The organism is Erysipelatoclostridium sp. An173 (genome assembly GCF_963931465.1).
Lineage (GTDB): Bacteria > Bacillota_I > Bacilli_A > Erysipelotrichales > Coprobacillaceae > Thomasclavelia > Thomasclavelia merdavium.
In genome coordinates this window covers 1,982,368-2,007,405 of sequence record NZ_OZ007017.1, presented here as the reverse complement: position 1 = coordinate 2,007,405, position 25,038 = coordinate 1,982,368, and the positions used below count along the sequence as shown (strand labels likewise).

Sequence of the window (25,038 nt, the reverse complement as noted above, 5' to 3'; positions counted from 1 at the left end):
TATAAGCATACAAGAAAAATATGTGCTATAATACGTTTGAAAAATGGAGTGATTAAATGATAAATACAATTATATTTGATTTAGATGGTACTTTGGTAGATTCTTTAGTTGATTTAGCTAACACAACTAACCAGATTCTTCAAGAATACAATTATCCAACCTATCCAGTTGATAAATATCGTCACTTTGTAGGTAATGGTATTATTAAGCTGATTGAACGTGTTTTACCACAAGATGGTCAAGATAAGATATCTGAATTTAAAAAACGTTTCGATCAATTATATGAACAAAAATGTCTTGAAAATACTAAGCCATATCCAGGAATTAAAGAATTAGTCGATGATTTGGTTAATAAAGGTTATAATTTAGCAGTAGTAACAAATAAACCACACGATCATGCGGTAAAAATTGTTAAAACTTTATTTCCTGATTGTTTTGATTATGTTTTTGGTAATAATCCATTACAGCCAAAAAAACCAGATCCTTGTCTAACTAATCTGGCAATTAGTTTACTTGATGTTAAAAAAAATCAAGTAGTATATATTGGTGATAGTGATGTTGATATGCAAACTGCTTTAAATACTAAAGTAAAATCAATAGGAGTTGCCTGGGGTTTTCGTGGACGTGAGGAATTATTAGCAAGTGGTGCTGATGCTGTTGCTAATCAAGCTAATGATATTATGGAGATAATTGATGATTGGAATAAGTAGTTGTTTGGCTGGCTGTAAATGTACTTATAAAGGCAGTGATAACTTAATTGATGAAGCCAAACAATTGGTTGATGATGGTAAAGCTGTTTTGATTTGTCCAGAAGTTTTAGGGAATTTAGGGACCCCTCGATTGCCTTGTGAAATAATAGGTGATCGGGTAATTGATATTGAAGGTAGTGATAAAACAGAAGCCTATCGATTAGGTGCAAAAAAAGCATTAGAAATTTTAAAAGAAAATCATGTTGAAGTAGTCTTGATGAAAGCAAAAAGTCCTAGTTGTGGCAAAGGGTTTATTTATGATGGTACTTTTTCACATCGACTTGTAAAAGGTGATGGTATTACTTGCCAATTATTACAAAACCATGGCATAATAGTATATAGTGAAGATGAAATAGAAGATTTTTTAAAATTTATAGAAAAGAGGTTATAAAAATGGGACATATTTTAAAAGTCAAACCAGTATTTAAAGAAATGATTTGGGGTGGACACAAATTAAAAGATGTTTACGGTTTTGATATTCCAAGTGATCATACTGGTGAATGCTGGGCAATTTCAGCTCATAAAAACGGTGATTGTACAATTTCTGGTGGTGAATTTGATGGTAAAACATTATCACAACTATGGCAAGAACATCGTGAATTATTTGGAAATATCGAAGGTGAAGAATTTCCATTATTAATCAAAATTATTGATGCTTGTAATGATTTATCAGTTCAAGTTCATCCTAATGATGAATATGCAAAAGTTCATGAAAATTCATTAGGTAAAACAGAATGCTGGTATGTTTTAGGTGTTGATGAAGGAACACAAATGGTTATGGGACATCATGCTAAAACAAAAGAAGAATTAGTTAAAGCAATTGAAAATGATGATTATGATAATTTATTAAATAAATTTCCAATTAAAGAGGGAGACTTTTTCTATATTCCTTCAGGAACTATTCATGCAATTTGCAGTGGTTCATTAATTTATGAAGCTCAACAATCTTCAGATATTACATATCGTGTATATGATTATCATCGTAAAGATGCAAATGGTAATGAAAGAGAATTGCATGTACAACAATCAATCGATGTATCAACGGTTCCTTATCAGCCATATTCACTAGCAAATCAAGAAGTTAGTGATTTACAAAACGGAACAGCTACTAAATTAGTATCTAGTGAATTCTTTACACTTACTAAATATGAAATGAATGGTGAAAATACAATCAATAACGATAAACCTTTCCAAATGGTTACTGTCATCAAAGGTAATGGGACAATTGATGGAAATGACGTAAAAATGGGTGATAACTTTGTTGTATGCAGTGACCAGGATGCTGTTGTATACGACGGTAATATGACTGTAATGATCTGTACTTTATAATATGCAGTGTAGTAATTGTGGTCATGAGTTTAAACCCAACTCATTTGCTTATAAAGCTCGTCAAAGATGTCCAGAATGTGGAACAATAATGCAGATTCAATTTCCTCCGGGTATTGGATTTATACCAGTAATTATCGCTTTTATTGTTGCTGTTTACGTAGTAACAGTAATTGGTTATGATTTAATAGTTGGTTTAAGTATTTTTGTTTTAGTATATTGGCCAATAGAAATTATTATGGACCTTATTTTAATATATTTTGATCAATATCAATTACATGAATTAGATCGTTAATTAAAGGAGAAAGTATGAAATTTAAATGTATTCATTGCAATATTAATATTACTGATATTGAACGCAGTGTAGATTTTTATCAAAAAGCTTTAGGGATGAAAGTTGTTCGTACTAAAGAAGCAAGCGATGGTAGCTTTATTTTAACTTATTTAAATGATGGAGAATCAGATTTTGAAATTGAATTAACATGGTTAAAAGATCATCCTCAAGCTTATGAATTAGGTGAAAATGAAAGTCATATTTGTTTTGAAGTAGAGGATTATCAAAAAGCATATCAGCTACACAAGGATATGGGTTGTATTTGTTTTGAAAATAAAGCAATGGGATTATATTTTATCCATGATCCTGATGATTACTGGATTGAAATATTGCCAAAAAAATAAGAAATTAATTTTAATTGATTAATTATATTTAGACAAATCTAAATATAACACTTGATTTTTTATTGTGATTATTATATGATGATTTTGTCAAATATTCCAAAAGAAAAGGATGAGCTGCTACTCATCCTTTTCGCTGTTTTACGGGTCATAGATTATGTTAGTCTAATTTGTTAGACTTTATTAAATATATTATTAAAAATAGGATAATCAAATATTCCATTTAGAGGAACATCTCCTATTTTAGTGGTGACCCGCTGGTAGAAAATAAACATCTTTCTATCCTCCCTCCATTAAAACAGCTGGTGCACCATACCTATATTATACTTCAAAGGATAATAATTTTTGTCTCAACTTCATTATAAATTTGTATCAGTAATGTTTAAAAAATAATTATTTTATTTGTAGAGTAAGAGATGATTTTGATAAAAACACTTGATTATTTTATGTGATTATTATATGATGTTTTTGTCAATATTCTAGATGAAAATAATAAGTTGATTTATGGGTCAAAGATATTTTTAGTCTAGTTTATTAGACTTTATTAAATATAATATTAAAAATAGGATAATCAAATATTTCAAACAAAAAAGATGAGTTGCTCCTCATCTTTTTTGCTTTAAAAAAAATATTATTAGTTCAGTTTATTAGAGTTTTATTAAATAAAGAATTAAAATAGGATAGTAAATATTCTTTTTAGAAAGACATTCTCTATTTTATAGATGACTTGCTGGTAGAAAATAAATGTCTTTCTATCCTCTCCATTAAAATAACTGGTGTATTATAGCTAGATATTTTTAATAATAGTAATTGTGTTTTAACATTATAAATATGTATTTAAAAAGATATCGATTAAATGATATCTTTTAATACGTTTTTAAACAATTGATCAAATTCCGGTTTAGCACGTTTTAAACTAACTGGTCTTCCATCTCTAGTCATAAAGCAATGCCTTGAAGTACCAGTAGTACATAGCTTATTATTTTGATTATAAATTTCATATTTAAAAGCGAAACGAACACCAGTATAGTCAGTTACGCTTACTTTGATAGTAGCTAAATCATCAAAGTACATCATATTTAGATATTGACAATTTACTTCTAAGACAGGGGAGATGATTCCTTCATCTTCCATTTTTTTATATGTTAAACCGATTTGGTTCATATAGTCAATACGCGCTTCTTCGAACCAGCGAATATAATTGGAATGATGAATAATTCCCATTTGATCTGTTTCGTAGTATTTAGCTAAATGTTGATATGGTTTGATCATAATAAATTAAATTCTTCTCCTTCATATTTTATTTTGATAATATTATGATATTGATTTAGTGGTGGATTATCAATAGCTTCAAGCATTTTTTGAGTACTTTCAGTAAAATGCATAGGTAATACATATTTAGTTGTTACATTTTTTAAAATATAATCCATTCCCCACCAGATTGTTTCTTCTAATCGAGGATCTAAAGCAGTCATTAATAAGTCAAAATGGATGTTTTTGATTTTATTAATTTCTTGTTTAAAAGTGTTTTCTTGATATTTGTTATCTTCATCTGGTTCACCAATCCAGTGCCACCAGTGTAAATCACCACCATGATATAGATATTTGTCTTCAACATTAACAACAAAGGCCACTCCTAAATCAGTTGATAATAATGTTTGAATTTTTAAGTCATCAATTTGATAAGATTTATTAGGAGCTACTTTTATTCCTTTATTATTAATACCTTGATCGATAATATATGTAATATTAGGATGATCGATATGATAAATTTCAGGATTATAGTGATCGTAGTGATTATGGGAAACAAAAACATAAAGAGGTTTTGATTTATTTAATTTAGGAATATTTCCCAGGTAATAATCGAATAATAACAAATGATGTTCTAATTCAACTAGGAAACCACTATTATAAAGATAAGTTATTTTCATTTTTACCTCCAAAAAAAGGGAGATTACTCTCCCTCATCATAGTTTGCAACGTTATGATAGATATGATCAACATCATCACAATCATTAAGATTGTTCATTAGTCTTTCGAATAATTCCATATCTTCACCTTCAAGTTCAACTGTTTCTTGAGGAACTGTTTGAATTTCATCGATATCAAATTCAACATCAGCTTTTACCCCTTCGATAGCTTCCTTGATTTTATTTAAATCTGATGGTTCTCCAATAACTTTAATTGATCCATCATCTTCACTAATTATATCTCTAGCATCGATTTCTGCCATTACTAAAGCATCTAAAACTGCTTCTTCATCCAATCCTTTAAAGCTTACTACAGACATTGTATCATATTGATAAGCAACTGAACCTTCATTTCCTAATTTAGCTTTAGATTTAGTGAATGCTGGACGTACTTGTGAAATAGTACGATTAATATTGTCAGTTAAACAATTAACAATTAAAGTCGCACCACCAGCTGCATAACCTTCAAATACTTTTTCTTCATAATTTTCAGTTACACCACTTTTTACTTTATCAACTGCTCTTTTGATAACATCAGCAGGTACTTGTTCTTTTTTAGCTTTTTCAATTATTCTTCTTAAAGCAAGGTTTCCATCGGGTTCTGGACCACCAGCTTTAGCAATTAAATAAATTTCTTTACCATAACGTGAGTATAGTTTAGCTTTTTTAGCAGCTGTTTTGGCCATTGCCACTTTACGCACTTCATGTGCTCTACCCATAAATAATTCCTCCTTAAAGTGATAAATTCTTTTAAATTATACACTTATCATCTAATATTATCAAGTAGCGTTTTTATCCTGATTTATTGTTATTTATCCCATTATAGCTCAATTATTCATAAAACTAGCTATAATATATGTAGAGGTGGTAAATATGAACTGGCTTTATATAATTAAAAAAGATAATAGTTCATGGTTAGCTAAAATAATTTGTATAATTTTATATGGTGCAATATATTTAGTAGTTATTTTATTAGCAAGTAACTTATTTTATAGTTGGCGTTACTTAATTACTGTATTAATTTTTTTATATTTTATCTTATTTATAATACCTGCATTTGTTTATCCGTTTTGGGCTGTTAGTGAAGATAAGCTTGTTTTAGTATATTTAAATAATTACCGACAAAAATGGCGTTATATACTTACTCGTAAGGCAAACTTAATTATTCCTTTTACAGTAATTGATAAAATAAAAATTAGTTACATTAAAACACCAGCGACTTTTATTTATAATAATGGTTATAGCTTAATTTTTGAAATTCAATTGATTGATGGTAATATTATTAAAATGGATGCGTTGTTTAATGCGGATAAAACTAAGTTTGTAGCAGCAATTAGATATATGCAAAAACATGGAGTAAAGTTTGAAGATCACTTAAAGTTAATTAAAGCAATTGAATCAGGTTATAATTTATATCAATATATTCAAAAATTAGAGGTTTAAAAAGATGTTAAATATTTATATCAGCAATAATATAGAATATTGGCGTGAAAAATTAAGATTCTTAGATCAAAAAATAAAATGTTATGAAAATTTTGATTTAAGTATCAACTATAATTTAGGTATTTGTGATTCAATAGATGACTTGATTAAATTAAAAGATATTAATAATAAGTGTATTTTAATTTTTATAATTGATAATTATGAACAGATTTTTGAATATCAGAAATTTAATATTCATTATTATTTAAGAAAGAATTTTTTTGAAAAAGATATTGAAAAAATAAAGGACTCTTTAATAGCATTATTAAAGAATAAAAATAAAGTGATTAAATATAAAAGTGGCTTAATTGAATATGAGATTAATATTGATAATATATTATATATTGAATCATATCGTAATGAAATCATTATTCATACAAAGCTTCTTGATTATTCTCGTCGCTTTTCTTTAAAGAAAATTTTAAAAGTACTTGATAATCGTTTTGTTCAATGCCATAAATCTTATCTTGTTAATATTGAAAATGTAACTAGCTTGTTTTATGACCATTTAGAAATTAATAATATAATAAAAATACCAGTAGGTAGAAAATATCAACTATTGGTTAAAAATAAGTATCAAAATTATCAAAATAGAAACTTTTAATAAAATCTGGATATAGTTGTATATCTAGATTTTTTAATTATTAACCCCCTATAAATAAGATTATAAATAAAAAATATGCTTATTAATAGCAATAAAAAAAACTTGATGAAATATTAAGATTAATCATCTTGAAATAGTATTTTATTGTGCTATAATCAAGTCACTACAAGGAGATTTTTTTATGAATACAACAATCATAATCGGTGCTGGAGCAAGTGGTTTATTATGCGGTCATGAACTGGCAAAAACAGGTGAAAACGTGATTATATTAGAACAGTCTAATAAATCAGGTAGAAAAATATTAGCTAGTGGTAATGGTCGTTGTAATTTATCGAACACTGATTTACAAATGAAATATTATAATACAGATGATTGGCGAATTGCTGCTATAATTAATAATTTTGATGCTAAAAAGTATTTTGAAAAAATTGGGGTGCTGGTTAGGCAAAATGGTAAACTGCTTTATCCGCGATCTAATCAAAGTTTAACTGTTAAAAATGCTTTAATGAATAATTATAATAATGTAGCTTTGATTGAAAATTGCGAAGCTTTAAAAATTACAAAACAGGGAAAAGGCTATATAGTAACAACAACATTAGGTGATTATTATGGCGATAATATTGTTATTGCAACTGGTTCGCCAGCTTCATTATTATCAGGAAAAAATAATTATGATTTAGTTAAACAATTAGGTTTAAAAATAACAAAATTATATCCAAGTCTGGTGCAATTAAAAACTAAACCTGCTTATCGTAGCTTAAAAGGCGTTCGAGTTAAATGTATTGCCCATTTGTATGTTGATAAGCAGCTGATTGAAAGCCAGGAAGGTGAAGTTTTGTTTAGTGAAAATGGGTTATCAGGAATTTGTATTATGCAACTTTCCAGGTTGTTACCACATTATCAAGGTTTAAAAGAAATATCGTTAGATTTAATGCCAGATTATGATCAAAAGGAATTAGCTGATTTATTGCAAAAAAGAAGGCAGGATTTTAATGATTATTATCTAGCGGGTATTTTTAATGATAAATTAGCTAAAGTATTAGAAAATGTTGCTAATTTAAAAGATTGGCGTTTTTTAATAAAAGATACTTATGGCATTGAAAAAGCCCAAGTAATCAGTGGTGGTGTTAGTTTGGAAGAAGTAAATGAAAATCTAGAAGTAAATAAATATCCAAATATCTATTTAACAGGTGAATTGTTAGATGTTGACGGTGATTGTGGCGGTTATAATCTTCATTTTGCCTTTGCTTCGGGTTATCATGTGGCCAAAACAATTATAAATGGAAAAGAGGGATTAGATGCTACAAATAAATAATGTGATGGTTCCTTTAGATACAACTGACTATCAAAAAGTTATATCACAACAACTAAATATTTCTAAAAATAAGATTCGTGATGTTAAGTTAGTTAAACAGGCGGTGGACGCTAGAAGAAAAAATAAAGTTCATTTTGTTTGCAGCTTCACTTTTAATATTGACAATGAAGATCTTGTAATAGCAAAACGGCCTAAATTACAGTTGTCAAAAGTAAAACCATATAATTATCCTGTGTTGAAAGCAACTGATGATCATATCGTTGTTGTTGGTAGTGGTCCAGCAGGATTATTTTGTGCCTATAATTTGGCTAGAGCGCATCAAAAAGTTACTTTAATTGAACGTGGTAGTGCAGTTGATAAACGAAAAAATGATATCGATCATTTTTTTAAAACAGGTAAGTTGAATCCTGAAAGCAATGTTCAATTTGGTGAAGGTGGTGCTGGTACATTTAGTGATGGAAAACTAACAACAGGTGTTAAGGATTATCGAAAACGTTTTATTTTAGAAACATTTGTAGAACATGGGGCTAATGATGATATTTTATATTCTAATAAACCACATGTTGGTACTGATTATTTAATAAATGTTGTTGCTAATATGCGTAAGAAAATTCAAAAAAATGGTGGAACGGTTTTATTTGACACAAAGCTTGTTGATTTAGAACTTGAAAATAATCAAGTAAAAAAAATAATTATTGAAAAAAATGGTCAGGTAGAAAAAATGTCTGTTGATAAACTAGTATTAGCAATAGGTCATAGTGCTCGAGATACTTATGAGATGCTTTATCAAAAAGGTTTAGAAATTAGTCAAAAACCATTTGCAGTTGGTTTTAGAATCGAGCATTTACAATCATTTATAAATGTTCATCAATATGGAAAATTTGCTAGTCATCCTCGTTTAAAAGCGGCTGATTATAAACTAGCAGTTAAAACAAGCAGTGGCCGTGGTGTTTATACATTTTGTATGTGTCCAGGAGGTCAGGTAATTAATTCAAGTAGTGAAGAAGGTGGTCTAGTTGTAAACGGAATGAGCAATCAGGCCCGTGATGATAAAAATGCCAATAGTGCTATTTTAGTTACAGTTGGACCTGATGATTTTGATAGTGATCATCCTTTGGATGGTGTTAGTTTTCAACGTCAGTTAGAACAAAAAGCCTTTGAATTAGGTGGTCAAAATTATCATGTGCCAGTGATGCGAGTTGAAGATTATATAAATAATACAATTGCTTTAACAAGTGAAGAAGTTAATTGTAGTGTTTTGCCAGCTGTTAAATATGCTAATTTAAATGAGTTGTTTCCAGAACCAATTAACCAGGCTTTAAAAGAAGGATTACAATTGATGGAACAAAAATTTTCTGGATTTACCAATCAGGCAATGTTATCAGGCGTTGAGTCTCGTTCTTCTTCACCAGTAAGATTTTATCGGGATAATAATTATCAAAGTAATATTACCAATATTTATCCAATTGGGGAAGGAGCTGGTTATGCTGGAGGAATTATGTCTAGTGCTATTGATGGTTTAAAATGCAGTGAGATTCTTTTAAAAGAAGAAAGCTGTATTTAGGAGGGAAGTATGAAAGTTTTAACGATAGGATTAAATAAGACACATCATGTGATGCGTCCAACCCGTAAAATTGCCTTGAGCTTTTTATTGGTAATTTTCATTGGCTCTGTTTTATTAACTCTGCCAATAAGTAATAATGACGGTCTAACAAGCTATTTAAATAACTTGTTTATTGCAACTTCAGCAACCTGTGTTACTGGACTGGTTCCAGTAACCCCTAGTGAACAATATAGCTTATTTGGACAGATAGTAATTATTATATTGATTCAAATTGGCGGTTTAGGTTTTTTGACATTTTTAAATTTATTGTTAATGAAATTAAAAAAGAAAATTTCTTTAACTAATAAAGTAGTATTACAAGAAGCTTTTAATCAGCCGACATTAAATAATATTCCTAAATTCGTAAAAAATGTAATTAAATATACATTTATCGTAGAAGGAATTGGAGCTATTTTATTAGCGTTTGTATTTATCCCTGATCATGGGGTTATTAAGGGTATATACTATTCGATATTTCATGCAATTTCAGCCTTTTGTAATGCCGGATTTGATGTTTTAGGTAGTAATTCATTAATTGGTTATCAAACTAACTGGTTAATTAATTTAGTTATACCTGGTTTGATTATCATGGGTGGTTTAGGATTCATTGTCTGGTTTGATATTGCTGCCTGTATTAAAAAGGAATTTAAAAGACATACTAAATTTAATAAAAAACATCTGTTTACAAGCTTTTCTTTGCACACAAAGTTAGTTTTAATTGTAACAGCATCATTATTAATTGGTGGAGCAGTAATATTCTATTTATGTGAGTTCAATAATCCTAAAACAATTGGAAATTTAAATTTAGTTGATCAGATTCAGATTTCCTGGTTTCAATCAGCAACCTTAAGAACAGCTGGATTTGCATCTGTAGATATGGCTAGTTTGCATCCAGCTACTAAATTTATGATGTGTATTGTAATGTTTATTGGTGGTTCGCCAGCAGGAACTGCAGGAGGAATTAAAACAGTTACTTTCGCGCTTGGTATTTTAGAAGTATATAATATTTATCATGGGCGTAAAGAGGTTACTGTTTTTACTCGACGAATTCCTAAACATTTAATAGTACGTTCTTTTGCGATTATTTCAATGGCAGTATCTTTAGTTATCGGTGGTATCTTTATCTTGTCATTAAGTGAAACGGCAGAATTTATTGATATTTGCTTTGAGGTAGTTTCAGCTTTTGCAACAGTTGGCTTAAGTGCTTCATTAACACCGGTATTAACGGACATTGGTAAAATTGTAATTATAATTTTAATGTATGTAGGTCGAATTGGACCAATTACGATGATAATTTCATTTGCACGTAAATCATATTTAAGATCAAGTAAAAAAGAAGTAAGATATCCTGATGGTGATATTTTACTAGGATAATGAGGTGGAAAAGATGGATAATAAACAATATGCAGTATTAGGATTAGGAATTTTTGGATCAACAGTAGCAACTACTTTAGCTAATCATGGCTGTGAAGTAATTGTCATTGATAAAGATCCTATTTGTGTTCAAAGAATTGCTGATGAAGTAACTAAAGCAATTGTTGGAGATGTAACTGATATTGAAGAACTTCAAGCAGCTGGAATCGGTGATAGTGATGTTGCAATTGTAGCAATTGGAACTCATTTAGAAGAAGCTGTTTTAGCGACAATGAATCTTAAGGAATTAGGTATTCCTTATGTAATTGCTAAAGCTAAAAATAAACAATTTATGAAAATCTTAGAAAAAGTTGGTGCTAATCGTGTTATTAGAGCTGAAAAGGAAATGGGAATAAAGGTTGCTAAAAGCTTACTTCGTAAAAGTATTGTTGATTTAGTAGAATTAGATGATGATTATTCATTAATTGAGATTAAAGCACCACAATCTTGGGTTGGTAAAAACTTTGTAATGTTAAATGTTCGGCGAGCATATGGAATGAATGTTATTGGTTTAAAACATGGTCAAGATGGGCAGTTATCATTAGACGTTGTTCCTGAATACCAGATTCAAGATGGCGATTACTTTTTGGTTATTGGAAAAACTAAGGAATTAGAGAAATTTGATTATATGACAAAGTAGAGATTTCTACTTTGTTTTTTGATTAAAAAGATGATTTTTAAATGAGAATATTCTTTATATTATCTTAATAGCATTTTTATATAAAAAAATAAAAATGCTATTTTTTTATTATTTTTTAAGGTTTTACATATAAAAATGATATTAAAATTGTATTAAGATAAAATGAAATTATTATTAAGCTTTGAATTGTTATGATATTGTAAAGTTTGATTAGTAAAGGTTGCAACTTAGGTAGAAATATGTCAAAATTGTCTAAAATAAATATATCAAGGGGGATGTTTTTTTATTATGAATATTATCATTTTGGGTGCTGGGAAAGTTGGTAAGACTTTGATCAAGCACATGTCCAATGAAGATCATGATATTGTTGTCATTGATACAAATGGGCAAAAAATTGATGATGTTGTAAATCAATATGATGTTATTGGTGTTGTTGGAAATGGAGGCTCATATGACATTTTAATGGAGGCTGGTGTTGAAGATGCTGACTTAATTATTTGTGTTACAGCTTCTGATGAATTAAATATCTTAGCTGGATTAATGGCTAAAAAGATGGGAACTCGTCATACGATTGCTAGAGTTAGAAATCCAGATTATTTAAGACAACGTGATTTTATGCGTGATCAATTAGGATTTTCAATGATTATTAATCCAGAATTAGAGGCAGCAAGTGAAATTCGAAGAGCTTTAGCTTTCCCATCAGCAGTAAAAGTAGAAACATTTGCTCGTGGTAAAGTTGAATTGGCTGAATTTTATGTAGATCAAGAAAGTAAACTAGTAGGTGTTTCGTTAAGTGAACTACATAATGTTTCTAAAACTAATATTTTAGTTTGTGCTGTAAGCCATAATGAAGAAGTTATAATTCCAGATGGTAATTATATGATTAAAGCTGGTGATCATTTACATATTACGGGAGCACATCGTGATTTAGTTCATTTTTGTTTAGATGTTGGAATCAATACCCATCGTGTTAAAAATGTTTTAATTGTTGGCGGTGGCAAAATTGCTTATTATTTAACTAAGTTTTTAGCGATTGCTGGAATTAAAGTTAAAATAATTGAAAAGGATTTAGAACGTTGTAAAGAGTTATCAAAAAAATTACCATTTGCTACTATTATTTATGCTGATGGTAGTGATGAAGAAATCTTACTTGAAGAAGGAATCGAAAATACTGATGCTTTCTTGGCGTTGACGGGATTAGATGAAGAAAACTTGATTCTTTCATTATATGCTAAAAACTTATATCGCCGTAAAACGGTTGCTAAAGTAACTAGAATGAACTTTACTGGATTAACTGATAGTTTAAAAGTTGATAGTATTGTTGCACCAAAACAAATAATTGCGGGACAAATTATTCGTTATGTGCGTGCTAAGATGAATAAAGATGACGATTCAAGTGTTAAAACATTATATAAACTTGTTGATGGTGAAGTTGAAGCTAGTGAGTTTGTAGCTACTGAAAAGATCAAATTCTTAGGTAAAACATTAAATGAATTATCTTTAAATAACAATGTTTTAATTGCTACAATTTCTCGTGGTGATGAAATAATTGTTCCTAAAGGAAATACTACCATTGAAAAAGACGATCATGTGATTGTTATTTCAAAAGGAATAACAATGAAAAGTCTTAATGATATTTTAAGGAGCTAGTTAAGATGAATAAAAAGATGATTGTTTATGCACTTGAAAAATTATTGATGATTACTGGAATATTGATGTTTATTCCGGTAATTGTATCTTTAATTTATCAAGAAAAGACAGGCATATGCTATGCCGGTGTTGGAATTGCAATTATTATTATTGGCTTTTTGATTTCTAAAAAAGAACCAAAGAAAAAAAATATTTATGCTCGTGAAGGATTCGTTATTGTTGCTTTAGGGTGGATACTTGTTTCTTTAGTTGGAGCAATTCCCTTTTGCTTAAGTGGTGAAATTCCTTCTTATGTAGATGCTGTTTTTGAAACAGTTTCTGGTTTTACTACAACCGGATCTTCAATTTTAACTAATGTTGAAGCTATGAGCCATACTGGTTTATTTTGGCGTAGTTTCACTCACTGGGTAGGTGGAATGGGAATATTGGTTTTTGTAATTGCGTTTGTTCCAATTGCTTCAGGTAGATCTTTACATATTTTAAAAGCTGAAGTACCTGGACCAGTAGTAGGTAAATTAGTTTCTAAAGTTAAATTAACAGCCCGAATTCTTTATGTTATTTATGCAGTTTTAACTATTATTTTAATCATTTTATTAGTATTTGGTGGAATGTCATTATTCGATAGTATATTAATGGCGTTTGGAACCGCTGGTACAGGTGGTTTTGGGGTTAAAAATAATAGTGCTATGTATTGGGATAGTGCTTATATTGAAGGCGTTTTAACAGTCTTTATGATTTTATTTGGAATTAACTTCAATCTAATTTATTTTGCAATTCTAGGTCGTATTAAAGAAGTAATGCGAAGTGAAGAATTACGCTGGTATTTATTAATTATCTTTGGAGCAATCGTATTAATTGCAATTAATACTTTACCTATGTATGATTCAATTTTACAGGCAATTAGATATTCAAGCTTCCAAGTTGGATCTATCATTACTACTACCGGATATGTTAGCTATAATTATGATACCTGGCCACTATTTTCACAAATGATATTGTTGGCTTTGATGTTTATTGGTGCTTGTTCAGGATCAACAGGTGGTGGAATAAAAATTTCACGTATAGTTATTTATTTCAAAAATGCACGTAATGAAATTAGAAGACTAGTCCATCCCCATAGTATTAAAACTGTTGAATTTGAAGGACAACCAGTAGATGAAAATGTAAATCGTAACATTCATGCTTATTTGGCAGTATATTTGGCATTGTTTGCAGTATCTTTATTAATAGTAGCCTTAAATAATTTTGATTTTAAAACGACTTTTTCAGCAGTAACAACATGTTTTAATAATGTTGGACCAGGATTAGAAGTCGTTGGGGCAGTTGGAAACTTTTCATCTTTAAGTGATTTATCAAAGATTGTTCTATCATTTGATATGCTTGCTGGAAGATTAGAAATTTTCCCACTATTATTATTATTTTCACCGTCATTATGGCGTAAATAGCTATTTGTTTATTCAAGCAAATAGCTTTTTTGTATCTTAGATATGACATGATTTAAGTATAAACCAGCTACAAGTAGTTGATAGTGATAGAAAAGAACTGTAGCGACTTTTTAAGCGTGTAAACAGAAATTTGATGAAACTGAATATGGCAAGATCAAATCACCAAAAGAACTGGTCATAATGAAAGAGGTTTGATTAGAATTAATTAGTTAATTAATCCTCTTAATTATTATTATAAAAGTTTGTAATTTTATATAAATGTAGAGCAAAAAAAGACTTATGCATTGAAAAATAGCGATTTTATCAATACTTTTTTGAATGTATATTGATATCTAAAAATATTATGATATACTATAAGTAGAGGTAATAATATAAATAATTTTAATAATATTATATAATATAAAAGGAAATTGATTAAAATGGTTAGTGAAGCTTTTGAATCTTAATAATTTTAAAATATGTTATTTTATTGTTTTTAATCAAATAGAGGTAATGCCATATGACACCACATATTATAGAAGATATTCCTGCATGGAACGCCAGCCAGTACAAATCTCAATACTTTCGGAAAGTTTTAACAGGTACAGAATACGTTCTTTGTTTGATATCGGCTGCAGAATATTTAGGTTTATGTAATTGGACAACAGAACCACAGATATATGTTCTTTCAAAAGATGAATGTAAAAAGAATCATATACAGATTGCATCCAAAAACGGTTTATATTACACTACTGTAAATCAAACCATTAATGATTTGTTATCCGATGATACCATTGATGAACAAGTTATCTTAGAAGTATTAGCTGACCAGTATTATAAAAACAATTATGCAGATTTAATTATCCGTCCTGAAAATCAAGATGCTTTTTGGCATTTCAAGCCATTTGCTGAAAAGTACTACACCGATGAAATTGAAGTCTTTAAATCTTAAAAATTTGTTATTTTATTGTATCTAATCAAAAGGTGGGAAAGGATATGACACGATTAAAAATTGAAAATTTGAAAAAAACATATCATGATGCTAATGATTTAACTGTCCTCGATAATTTGAATTTGACAGTTGAACAAAATGAATTTATCGGAATTGTCGGAACTTCTGGCTGTGGTAAATCAACATTGCTGCACATTATTGGTGGCGTTGATAAAGCGGATTCTGGAAGAATATTTTTAGATGATAATGAAATAAGCAGTTATGATTATAAAAAAATGGCTAGTTATCGTCGCAAACAGGTTAGTATCATTTATCAGTTCTATAATCTATTACCGGTATTAAATGTCGTTGATAATATTATTTTGCCACTTAAACTTGATAATCGAAAAGTAGATCAGCAGTATTTAGATGAATTATTACAATTATTGCAGTTAAATAATAAAAAGGATGCCTATCCATCTGAACTTTCAGGAGGACAACAGCAGCGAGTAGCAATAGCCCGGTCACTAATAACAAGACCAAAACTATTATTGGCAGATGAACCGACAGGAAATTTAGATAGTGAAAATTCTAAGATCGTAGTAGATTATTTAAAAAAGATCCATCATCAAAATGATATAACGATAATCATGGTAACACATGATTTAGAACTTGCTAAAAACTGTGATCGAATTTATGTCTTAGAGCAGGGAAAGCTAAGAGAATATGAAACTTGAAAAATTAAGATTTTTAATAAAAATAAGCATACAGTTTATAAAAAAAGACAAGATTCGATCATTGCTTACATTATGTACTGTTACAATATGTGTATTTTTAATCAATGCTCTTACAACTAATATGACTACTAATGCATACTATGATTATGATACATCTATAAAAATAACTGGTGACTGGTTATTATATTATTCATCTGATTCATATGATATAGAAAATCAAATCGAGGATATTACTGATATAAAAGAAACGACTGTTACCAGTACTATTGGTTACAGTGATGTTGATGAGTATTATCATGTTGAACTGATTAGTTATTCTAATTTTGATTTATTACCGATGTATTTATACGATGGTGATTATCCTCAAAATGAAAATGAAGTCTTAATTACCAGAGCATATAATAATAAAACCGGATTTAAAACCGGTGATACGATAATTATGGAAGTTACAGATCCTGCTGATCCAAAGAAAAAATATGATAAAACTGTAAAAGTCAGTGGTATTATTCAGGGAGTGGCGGCAAGTAGTGATACAGGTGACTTTTATGATAGAATTATTACCAGATCATCTAAAAAAGCAGATTATTATACAGTATATGTAAAAACAGATGCTATTTCTAATGATCAGTTAAGTAAGCTGCAAATATTAATTGAAAATACTGATAACGCTGGCTTAAATCATGATGAAGCAATAATAAAAGTATATACAGGACATTTACCATATTCATTCAGTAATATAGCTAAAACAGATATTATAATATTTATAGTTTTATTTATTTTAATGTATGTTACATTGAAAAATATCTTTTCGATGAGCTTTAAAAAAAGACAGCGCAATTTTGGTATATTATCAAGTGTCGGTGCTTCATTTAATGATTTAAAACTGTTGGCTATAATTGAGGCTATCTTGTATGCAATACCAGGATTGCTGATTGGAATATTTTCCAGTAATTTTATAATGAAGACCTTGCGAGATAATCTGGTTGCTTATTCATTAGAAAGTGAATATAATTCTTTTCCAGTAGCATTTGTTTCAATACCGCTAGTGACTATCATAGTAGCCTTGGTTATTACGATCGTTCTATCATTAGCTGGTTTGTCAGCGCTTAAAGGGATTAAAAAAATCAGCATAATAGATTTATTCAAAACAGCAAAATATCAAAAGAACAGTTTTTCTAAAAAACGTAAAACCATTCTTAAAAGCTGTAAAAATACTAGTCTGGCATTAGCGACGACGTATATGAAAATGGATAAAAAGAAATATTTGTCTGTTTTAATAACTTTGATTTTTTGTATCGTATTTTTAAATGTGACTAATTACAATGCCAGTATTAATGAACAATATCTTCAAGAAACGATGGATATGAATGCTTTATATGTTGATTGTAGTATATATGATTTTTATCAAAATAGAGATGATTTTAATAAATTAATTGAGACAATTAAAGAAAAACAACCCCAGAATAAAACCACTATAAGTGCTGATTTTGATTTTGAAAATATCAATAATTTACCATTTGATCAATACAGTGATGAATATTTATCATCATTTACTACTCCGGAAACTAATAATGTAACTATGCGTTTTATAGGAATTGATGAAAAAGTATTAGAAGAGGTAACCGGACAAAGTGAACCAATCTTATTAAATAAAAAGATTATAACTGAAGGAACAAGAAACAGCAGAGATATTCCGATTTTTAATGATGGTACTATAACGATAACAATGTCATATGAATATCTTATCGAAGATGAGATGACCTGGATCCAGGAAAAACTGGATTTTACAGCAAAAATAGACGGTATGTATGATCTTGATGATTTTGGAATTACAGATGTTTATGAATCAGCTTTGCAAGATCCAGAGCGATTATGTATATATATGTTAGCCCCATATGATTACTATTTATCACGGTATCAGGAAATGGAATTTTCTAATGCTAATAGTACAAATATTCTATTTAAAATAGATACAGATGATCGTAGCAGTTTAAAAAAAGAAATTTTAAGCGATGAATTTATTAGTAAATATTTAGTATCGACAGAAAAAAATCAGCCTGATCAATATTTAACATTAACAAGTAAAACTACAAAGATGATTGCATATTTAGCATTAGTAGTTTGTATTATTAATTTAGCGATAATTATTATTTCAAATTCATATGAAAGAGAAAATGATTATGCAATTTTAGAATCACTAGGTATAGATGATCGTGATATGAAAAAAATGATTTTCTTTGAAAATCTGAGTCTGGTAATAATTGCAATAATCATTTCTACTCCATTGATAATAGGAATTGAGGGTCTGCTTTATTATTATCAATACACATATATAAAAGAATTCAAGATTTCATACATTACTATTATCTCAATGGCACTTATATCATTATTAATTGCAGTTTTAGCGTCAATATTATTATATAAACTAATCAAAAATAAGAGTATCATTGAAAAGATTAAAGGTAATGATATTTAAAATAGATATTATTTATAATTATTAACTACAATAAAACTTTATAAAAAACAAAAGCAATGATAGGTATCAAAAAGCTTTTGTTTTTTTATAGTTATTTTATTTCCTTTAGGTATAAATGTTATTCTTTTTTAATATACTATAGATATATTTTAGTAATTAGAAAGGGAATATGAAAATGAAAAGTGAGGAAATAGTTATTAAAAATACACTAAAAATGACGCAGGAAGCTGACAATCAGCTTTCATTATATGCAACTAAAAATCGCGACTGTATAAAAATAAAATCACCATTAAAACAACAAGAAGAATTTGATATTCGTTGGCCTTTTGAAGAAGATGTAGATCGTATTTTATATTCTAAATCATATCAGCGTTATGTCGATAAAACTCAAGCACTATCTTTTTTTAATAACGCGCATATTTCCAAACGTTCAATTCATGTTCAATGGGTAAGTCGAATAGCTCGGCAAATTGGTAAGTGTTTAGGTTTAAATACAGATTTGATTGAAGCAGCAGCTTTAGGCCATGATTTAGGGCATGCTCCTTATGGACATGTTGGTGAAAAGATTTTAGATATAATTTTACAGAATAAAGGATTTGGGCATTTTTGTCATAATGCTAATAGTGTACGAAATATTTTGTTTATTGAACGAGACGGGATTGGCTATAATGTTTCATTACAAGTATTAGATGCAATTTTATGTCATAATGGTGAGATGTTATCTAAAAAATATATGCCAGATTATGATAAAACAATAGCCCAGTTTTGGAAAGAATATAATGATTGCTGGTATCAAAAAGATATTAGTAAAAAAATACGTCCGATGACTTTAGAAGGATGTGTTGTTAGGGTATCAGATATAATTTCTTATATTGGTAAAGATATTGAAGATGCTATTAAAGTAGGATTGATAAAGGAAAATGATTTGCCTAGAAAGGCAACTAAGGTTTTAGGACATAATAATAAATCAATGATTAATCGTCTAATTGGTGATTTAGTGATTCATAGTTATGAAAAACCTTATTTAAGCTTTTCACCAGAAGTATTTGATGCCTTACTAACAATGATGAATTTTTTATCAGCTAATGTTCATCATCATCCTGTTTTAGTTAAAGAAAATGCAAAATTAATGCGGATGATCAATCAGTTATATGATGTATATTATGAAGAGTTAACAGATGTTAATAATCATGATTGTAAAATAAAAATGTTTGTAAGTAAAATGACACCAGAATATGCTAAAAATGATCCGGCATTAATTGTAACTGATTATTTATCGATGATGACTGATAGTTATGTGCTAAATGAATATGAAACAATATTTTTACCAATCATGCATAATACCATACTTTAATCAATAAATTTGTACTAACTTTAAATAATAAGTGTTATAATATATACAAGGAGTACAAGGAGGAGTCAATATGAAACTTATAATCGCAATTGTTAATTCTGATGACAGCTCAGCAGTTCAAGGTGCGCTTACTGAAAATGGATACTTCGTAACTAAACTATCTACGACTGGAGGATTTTTAAAGAAAGGAAATACAACATTTTTTGTTGGAACTAATGATGATAAAGTTGAAGACTGTATTTCTATAATTAAAGCCCATTCGAAAAAAAGAGTGGAAAAAGAACCAACTGTTCCGCCAACTGAAATGGGTGAATTTTTTACCCCAATAATGGTTGATGTACTTGTTGGAGGAGCAACAGTATTTGTTTTGAATATCGATCAATTTGAAAAATTCTAAAAAAGAAGTGGTAGTTCCACTTCTTTTATTTTATAATTATCTAAGGTGAAGAAAATGGAATATAGATTATTAGATAAAAAAGAAATTAATCAAGTTATTTTATTAGTCGATAAAGTTGCTAAAAAACATATATTTAATGATTATGATCAAGAAGGAATTGATAGTTTCAATCAAGTTAATCAGGAATCTTTTTATTTAGATCGACATAATTTAACATATGTTGCTTTAGAAAATGATCAAATCGTAGCTATGGCTACACTTTCAAATAATAATCATTTAAGTTTGTTATTTGTTTTAGATAGTTATCAACATTTAGGAGTTGGAACTAAATTATTAGAAATTATTGATAATTTAGTATTAGGAGATTTGTCAGTTAATTCGGGAATCGAAGCTAAGGATTTTTATTTAAAAGCTGGATTTGAATTAACTGATAATCTAATAAAAAAGGATGGTATTTCATATTATCCAATGGTAAAAAAAAGAGAAGTTAAGCAGCAATTTGAAAACTATGACCAGGTTATTGAGTTTATTAATAGTCAAAAAGACCGTGTTTATAGTTTGGATAATTTTAAAAGATATATGGATGATTTAGGTAATCCCCAGCTAATTCTTGATTGTATTCATATTGGGGGTACTAATGGTAAAGGTTCAACTACAAATTATATAAAAGAAGTTTTAAAACAAGCTGGATATAGAGTAGCTACTTTTACTTCTCCAGCCTTATATTCTAGATTAGATATTATTCGTATCAACGATCAATTTATCGATGATAAAACAATGGTCAAATATGCTAATCGTTATGTTGATTTATGGTTAAAATATGAAATTTCAATGTTTGAAATTGAAGTGTTTATTGCCATTATGTATTTTATTGAAAATAACGTTGACATAGCTATTTTTGAAGTTGGATTAGGTGGTTTATTAGATGCGACTAATATCATTAAACCAATGCTGGCTATTAATACTAATATCGGTTTAGATCATGTTGATTATTTAGGACATGATTATCAAAGTATTGCCTTAAATAAAGCCGGAATAGTTAAAGATGGCATTGATTATTTAACTGGAGAAACAAAACCAGAGTGTTTAGAAGTATTTAAAGAAGTATGTAAGAAACATCATAGTCAATTATTACAAGTACAGCCAATTACTAATATTATTGATGGTAATAATGTTGCTTATCGTTATCGTAATTATGATATTATTTTAGATACTCCAGCTCTATATCAAATTAAAAACAGTGCCTTAGCATTAGAAGCTTTGTTGTATTTAAAGAAACATCAATTAATTAGTTTTAGTGATGATGATTTATTACAAGGAATGTATAATGCTAAATGGCCAGGACGTTTTGAAATGGTACATATTAATCCAGTAATTATTGTAGATGGTGCTCATAACAAAGAAGGAATTGATGCCTTTTATGAATGTGCAAAAAAATATGATAATATTAAAATTATTTTTAGTGCTTTAAGAGACAAAGATTATAAGCATATGATTGAAAAACTATTGCAGTTAACTGATGATATTACTATATGTGAATTTGAACATGTTCGCGCTAGTACTGCTAAAGATTTAGCTAAAGGGTTTGAGGTTAAAATTCAGCCTGATTATAAACAGGCAATTAAAGAATCATTACATCATCAAGGAACAGTTTTTGTAACTGGTTCATTATATTTTATTTCTAAAGTTAGAAATTATATTTTAAATGAATTAAATGGGTAAAATCGTTAGATTTTACCCATTATCTTTAAAGCTGGAATTATTTAAGATCTATTTTCCTAATTAACTCTTTTAATTCAGGAGTATCTTTTAAAAATTCAGTATTTTTATCAGTACCAATTGATTGAAGAATTGTTTTTTGTAACTTTGCTGTAAATGTATTATCAACTTCTTTGGTTTTAATATGCTGATACAAAGGTGAACTGTTAATATCCCATTTTTTAGTAAGTGATTCTAGCATCAACAAAAGTATTTTTAATAATTCAGCTTTATTTTTTGTAGTACTATAAAGCTGAAAATGAGCAAGATAAAAATTGTATTGCCATAAATCAAATAATTTAGCTGCTTGTTTATCAACATCAGCAATATATTTTGCATCCTCTAAACGGTTTTCTTTAAGAGCAATTTCCATTAAGGTCATTAATGATGTATGAATTTCATAGGTGGTAGCTAAAAGTTTTTCTTCTATCAGTTTTGCAGCTTTTTTTGTTTCTTGTTGAGCAATGTAGATATTTGCTTGAATCTGCTCTTTGTTTATTGGATTTTTATTTGAAATTGTATTAAGCATTTCTTGGGCGTGGTTATAATCTTGACTTTCCATTGCTTTAGAAATTAAATGTACTAGTGCCTGCTCTTTAATAGCAATATCATCACTTTGAGCAGCTCTATAATATAGTTCTTCTATTTTATCATGATATTTTTCGTTTAATCGTTGATTTTTACAAAGAATTAAAGCACCATCTAATAACATCGCTAAATTGATTATTAATAAATCACAAGTTGGAAATTCTTTTAATTTTTCAGTTGCTAATACATAGCCAGCTTCAAAACCACTTTTATCTATCACTTCAGAAACTTTGTTTAAAAACAATGTAATTTCTTCTTTTGATAAAATATCTTGAAAAGATAAAAGAGCAGGTAATAAAACGATATCAGGATATGAGATCCCGGTTTCCCTTAGTTAAAAATATCAATCCGATTTTTAATCAATTTTTCCGATAAAGCGATAGTATATCTCGATTTCTTGTGTCCTTTCGCCATTATCATCTATTTCCGGCGCATGGATTAGGATTTTCTCAATCATGGTATTGAGCAGTGTAGCGGTCAGTTCCTTAGGTACTGCATTTTCTTTGATGAGTTCCACCCATTTCTCTGCGCCTATCATTTCTTGTTCCATTTTTCGTATTTCTTCACTTAGGCTTGCTGTCTGTTTTTCCAGTTCTATCTGCTCCTGCTGATATTTACTGGATAACATGACGAAATTACGCTCTGTTATCTTTCCGCTGGCTCTGTCCTCGTACATTTTCAGGAACAAGCGGTCAACTTCCTTTTGTCGGCTCTCTGCCTTTTTCAGTGCCGTTTCTGCTTTTTTCTTTGTCTGCAATCTCTGTGCGTTTCCAGCTTTCTGTATCTTTTTCAAGACCATTTCCTCGTCCTGCTGTACGGCTCTCGCCCAGAATTGAAGTCTTTCCAGTACCGCTTGATACAACACGTCATAGCGGATATAATGCATAGAACAGTAGCCTTTTCCAAACTGTCCGTAAAAACTGCAAGCGTAATAGCTGTAAGGCGTTTTGTTGGCGGTATTCGTCCCAAACCTCATAGACCAGCCACAGTCAGCGCATTTGACAAGTCCGGCGAATATCTGTGTTTCCTTGTTCTTTCTCTGTCGGCGTCTGGACTTGATAAGCTCCTGTACACGGAAAAACACGTCCTTGTCAATGATCGCTTCGTGGGTATTCTCCACTCTGAACCATTCACTTTCCGGTTTGCGGACTTTCTTCTTGTTCTTGAAAGAAATAGTAGACTGTTTGTTATGCACGCTGTTTCCTATGTAGACTTCGTTTTTCAGTATCGTCTTGACCTGTGCTATTGTCCATGTGTAACGCTTGCTCTCCGGCGCATTTGCAAAGATATGTGCGAATGTTCCGTATCTCTGGTAGTTTATCCAAGAGGGAGTGGGTACTTTTTCTTCAATCAGCGTCTTTGTGATTTTCGCCCCGCCGTTGCCCTGATAGGCAAGTGAAAATATCTTCTCCACAATCCACCTTGTTTCATCATCTGGGATAATCTTCCCTTTGATTTCCGGGTGCTTCTTGTAGCCAATCGGAGCATATGCCCCATAGTGTGCGCCCTCTGCAAATTTTGTCTTAAAGGCGGATTTTACTTTACGGCTGGTATCTCGTGCCACCCACTCATTGATGATGTTCTTAAACGGTGCAATTTCGCTCTCGCCTTTTTCACTGTCCACGCCGTCGTCAACCGCTATGTAGCGGACATTATGGCTGGGGAAGTACAGTTCCGTGTACTGCCCCGTCATAATGTAATTTCTGCCAAGACGGGAGAGGTCTTTTGTAACTACACAGTTGATTTTTCCGGCTTCAATATCTGCAATCATGCGCTGAAAATCCGGTCTGTCAAAGTTTGTTCCCGACCACCCGTCATCTATGTACTCGTCAATAACGTTCAAATGGTGTTCTCTGGCATAGGAGCGGAGCATACTTCTCTGTGTCGTGATACTGGAGCTTTCCCCCTGTAATTCATCATCACGGCTCAGCCTAAGATAAAGTTAT

At 29.6% G+C, this 25,038-nt stretch carries 24 protein-coding genes; 19 read left to right on the top strand and 5 right to left on the bottom strand.

Annotated features, from left to right (window positions below; all coding sequences use genetic code 11):
- The first annotated feature begins 56 nt into the window (after nucleotides 1-56).
- The 5 genes from ABGT36_RS10050 (at nucleotide 57) to ABGT36_RS10030 (ending at nucleotide 2,753) form a co-directional block, all read left to right on the top strand.
- Complete coding sequence (locus tag ABGT36_RS10050) at nucleotides 57-710, top strand: HAD family hydrolase (RefSeq protein ID WP_087370888.1); 654 nt, start codon at nucleotides 57-59, stop codon at nucleotides 708-710.
- Complete coding sequence (locus tag ABGT36_RS10045) at nucleotides 694-1,140, top strand: DUF523 domain-containing protein (protein ID WP_346677808.1); 447 nt, start codon at nucleotides 694-696, stop codon at nucleotides 1,138-1,140. The genes ABGT36_RS10050 and ABGT36_RS10045 overlap by 17 nt, the downstream gene beginning before the upstream one ends.
- A 2-nt stretch (nucleotides 1,141-1,142) precedes the next feature.
- Nucleotides 1,143-2,078 (top strand): mannose-6-phosphate isomerase, class I, encoded by a 936-nt coding sequence (gene manA / locus ABGT36_RS10040; protein ID WP_296883165.1) that lies wholly within the window; start codon nucleotides 1,143-1,145, stop codon nucleotides 2,076-2,078.
- 88 nt (nucleotides 2,079-2,166) lie between these two features.
- Nucleotides 2,167-2,370: a hypothetical protein gene (locus ABGT36_RS10035; protein WP_239404207.1), complete on the top strand. Its 204-nt coding sequence runs from the start codon at nucleotides 2,167-2,169 to the stop codon at nucleotides 2,368-2,370.
- A gap of 14 nt (nucleotides 2,371-2,384) precedes the next feature.
- Entirely contained in the window at nucleotides 2,385-2,753 is a 369-nt protein-coding gene (locus ABGT36_RS10030; protein ID WP_087299480.1) for a VOC family protein, read from the top strand.
- Between the two features lie 849 nt (nucleotides 2,754-3,602).
- Here the strand turns inward: ABGT36_RS10030 and ABGT36_RS10025 are convergent.
- The 3 genes from ABGT36_RS10025 to ABGT36_RS10015 are packed head-to-tail and all read right to left on the bottom strand — an operon-like array spanning nucleotide 3,603 to nucleotide 5,439.
- Complete coding sequence (locus ABGT36_RS10025) at nucleotides 3,603-4,022, bottom strand: thioesterase family protein (protein ID WP_087370895.1); 420 nt, start codon at nucleotides 4,020-4,022, stop codon at nucleotides 3,603-3,605.
- Complete coding sequence (locus tag ABGT36_RS10020) at nucleotides 4,019-4,681, bottom strand: MBL fold metallo-hydrolase (protein WP_087299484.1); 663 nt, start codon at nucleotides 4,679-4,681, stop codon at nucleotides 4,019-4,021. The genes ABGT36_RS10025 and ABGT36_RS10020 overlap by 4 nt, the downstream gene beginning before the upstream one ends.
- 23 nt (nucleotides 4,682-4,704) lie before the next feature.
- Complete coding sequence (locus ABGT36_RS10015; protein ID WP_087299486.1) at nucleotides 4,705-5,439, bottom strand: YebC/PmpR family DNA-binding transcriptional regulator; 735 nt, start codon at nucleotides 5,437-5,439, stop codon at nucleotides 4,705-4,707.
- A gap of 154 nt (nucleotides 5,440-5,593) precedes the next feature.
- On the opposite strand from ABGT36_RS10015, the gene ABGT36_RS10010 reads away from it, so the two are divergent.
- From ABGT36_RS10010 to ABGT36_RS09945, 14 genes are all read left to right on the top strand, one after another.
- Nucleotides 5,594-6,163: a hypothetical protein gene (locus tag ABGT36_RS10010; protein WP_346677804.1), complete on the top strand. Its 570-nt coding sequence runs from the start codon at nucleotides 5,594-5,596 to the stop codon at nucleotides 6,161-6,163.
- 4 nt (nucleotides 6,164-6,167) lie between these two features.
- The gene (locus tag ABGT36_RS10005) at nucleotides 6,168-6,806 is read left to right on the top strand and encodes a LytTR family DNA-binding domain-containing protein (RefSeq protein ID WP_346677802.1); all 639 of its coding nucleotides are present in this window, start codon (nucleotides 6,168-6,170) and stop codon (nucleotides 6,804-6,806) included.
- 181 nt (nucleotides 6,807-6,987) lie between these two features.
- The gene (locus ABGT36_RS10000; RefSeq protein WP_346677800.1) at nucleotides 6,988-8,121 is read left to right on the top strand and encodes an aminoacetone oxidase family FAD-binding enzyme; all 1,134 of its coding nucleotides are present in this window, start codon (nucleotides 6,988-6,990) and stop codon (nucleotides 8,119-8,121) included.
- The gene (locus tag ABGT36_RS09995; RefSeq protein ID WP_346677798.1) at nucleotides 8,105-9,685 is read left to right on the top strand and encodes an FAD-dependent oxidoreductase; all 1,581 of its coding nucleotides are present in this window, start codon (nucleotides 8,105-8,107) and stop codon (nucleotides 9,683-9,685) included. Before ABGT36_RS10000 ends, ABGT36_RS09995 begins: the two co-directional genes overlap by 17 nt.
- A 9-nt stretch (nucleotides 9,686-9,694) precedes the next feature.
- On the top strand, nucleotides 9,695-11,098 hold the full coding sequence (locus ABGT36_RS09990) for a TrkH family potassium uptake protein (protein ID WP_346677796.1): 1,404 nt from the start codon (nucleotides 9,695-9,697) through the stop codon (nucleotides 11,096-11,098).
- A 13-nt stretch (nucleotides 11,099-11,111) separates the two neighbouring features.
- A complete protein-coding gene (locus ABGT36_RS09985; RefSeq protein WP_346677794.1) occupies nucleotides 11,112-11,777 on the top strand; it encodes a TrkA family potassium uptake protein in 666 nt (221 codons plus the stop codon).
- Nucleotides 11,778-12,065: 288 nt separating this feature from the next.
- Entirely contained in the window at nucleotides 12,066-13,427 is a 1,362-nt protein-coding gene (gene trkA, locus ABGT36_RS09980) for a Trk system potassium transporter TrkA (protein WP_308698490.1), read from the top strand.
- A 5-nt stretch (nucleotides 13,428-13,432) separates the two neighbouring features.
- Nucleotides 13,433-14,872, top strand: a complete 1,440-nt coding sequence (locus ABGT36_RS09975; protein ID WP_346677792.1) for a TrkH family potassium uptake protein — start codon at nucleotides 13,433-13,435, stop codon at nucleotides 14,870-14,872.
- A gap of 499 nt (nucleotides 14,873-15,371) precedes the next feature.
- Nucleotides 15,372-15,803, top strand: a complete 432-nt coding sequence (locus tag ABGT36_RS09970) for a hypothetical protein (RefSeq protein ID WP_087303539.1) — start codon at nucleotides 15,372-15,374, stop codon at nucleotides 15,801-15,803.
- A gap of 44 nt (nucleotides 15,804-15,847) precedes the next feature.
- Complete coding sequence (locus tag ABGT36_RS09965; RefSeq protein WP_087303537.1) at nucleotides 15,848-16,519, top strand: ABC transporter ATP-binding protein; 672 nt, start codon at nucleotides 15,848-15,850, stop codon at nucleotides 16,517-16,519.
- On the top strand, nucleotides 16,509-18,995 hold the full coding sequence (locus ABGT36_RS09960) for an ABC transporter permease (RefSeq protein ID WP_346677790.1): 2,487 nt from the start codon (nucleotides 16,509-16,511) through the stop codon (nucleotides 18,993-18,995). Before ABGT36_RS09965 ends, ABGT36_RS09960 begins: the two co-directional genes overlap by 11 nt.
- Nucleotides 18,996-19,170: 175 nt before the next feature.
- A complete protein-coding gene (locus tag ABGT36_RS09955) occupies nucleotides 19,171-20,349 on the top strand; it encodes a deoxyguanosinetriphosphate triphosphohydrolase family protein (protein ID WP_296883576.1) in 1,179 nt (392 codons plus the stop codon).
- 70 nt (nucleotides 20,350-20,419) lie between these two features.
- The gene (locus ABGT36_RS09950; RefSeq protein WP_087299223.1) at nucleotides 20,420-20,746 is read left to right on the top strand and encodes a cyclic-di-AMP receptor; all 327 of its coding nucleotides are present in this window, start codon (nucleotides 20,420-20,422) and stop codon (nucleotides 20,744-20,746) included.
- Between the two features lie 54 nt (nucleotides 20,747-20,800).
- Nucleotides 20,801-22,468, top strand: a complete 1,668-nt coding sequence (locus tag ABGT36_RS09945; protein ID WP_346677787.1) for a GNAT family N-acetyltransferase — start codon at nucleotides 20,801-20,803, stop codon at nucleotides 22,466-22,468.
- Nucleotides 22,469-22,505: 37 nt separating this feature from the next.
- Here ABGT36_RS09945 and ABGT36_RS09940 read toward each other — a convergent pair whose 3' ends face one another.
- Nucleotides 22,506-23,336, bottom strand: coding sequence for a transcriptional regulator (locus ABGT36_RS09940; RefSeq protein ID WP_346677786.1), 831 nt, complete (start codon nucleotides 23,334-23,336; stop codon nucleotides 22,506-22,508).
- Between the two features lie 111 nt (nucleotides 23,337-23,447).
- Entirely contained in the window at nucleotides 23,448-25,022 is a 1,575-nt protein-coding gene (locus ABGT36_RS09935; RefSeq protein ID WP_346678642.1) for a recombinase family protein, read from the bottom strand.
- Nucleotides 25,023-25,038 lie beyond the last annotated feature (16 nt).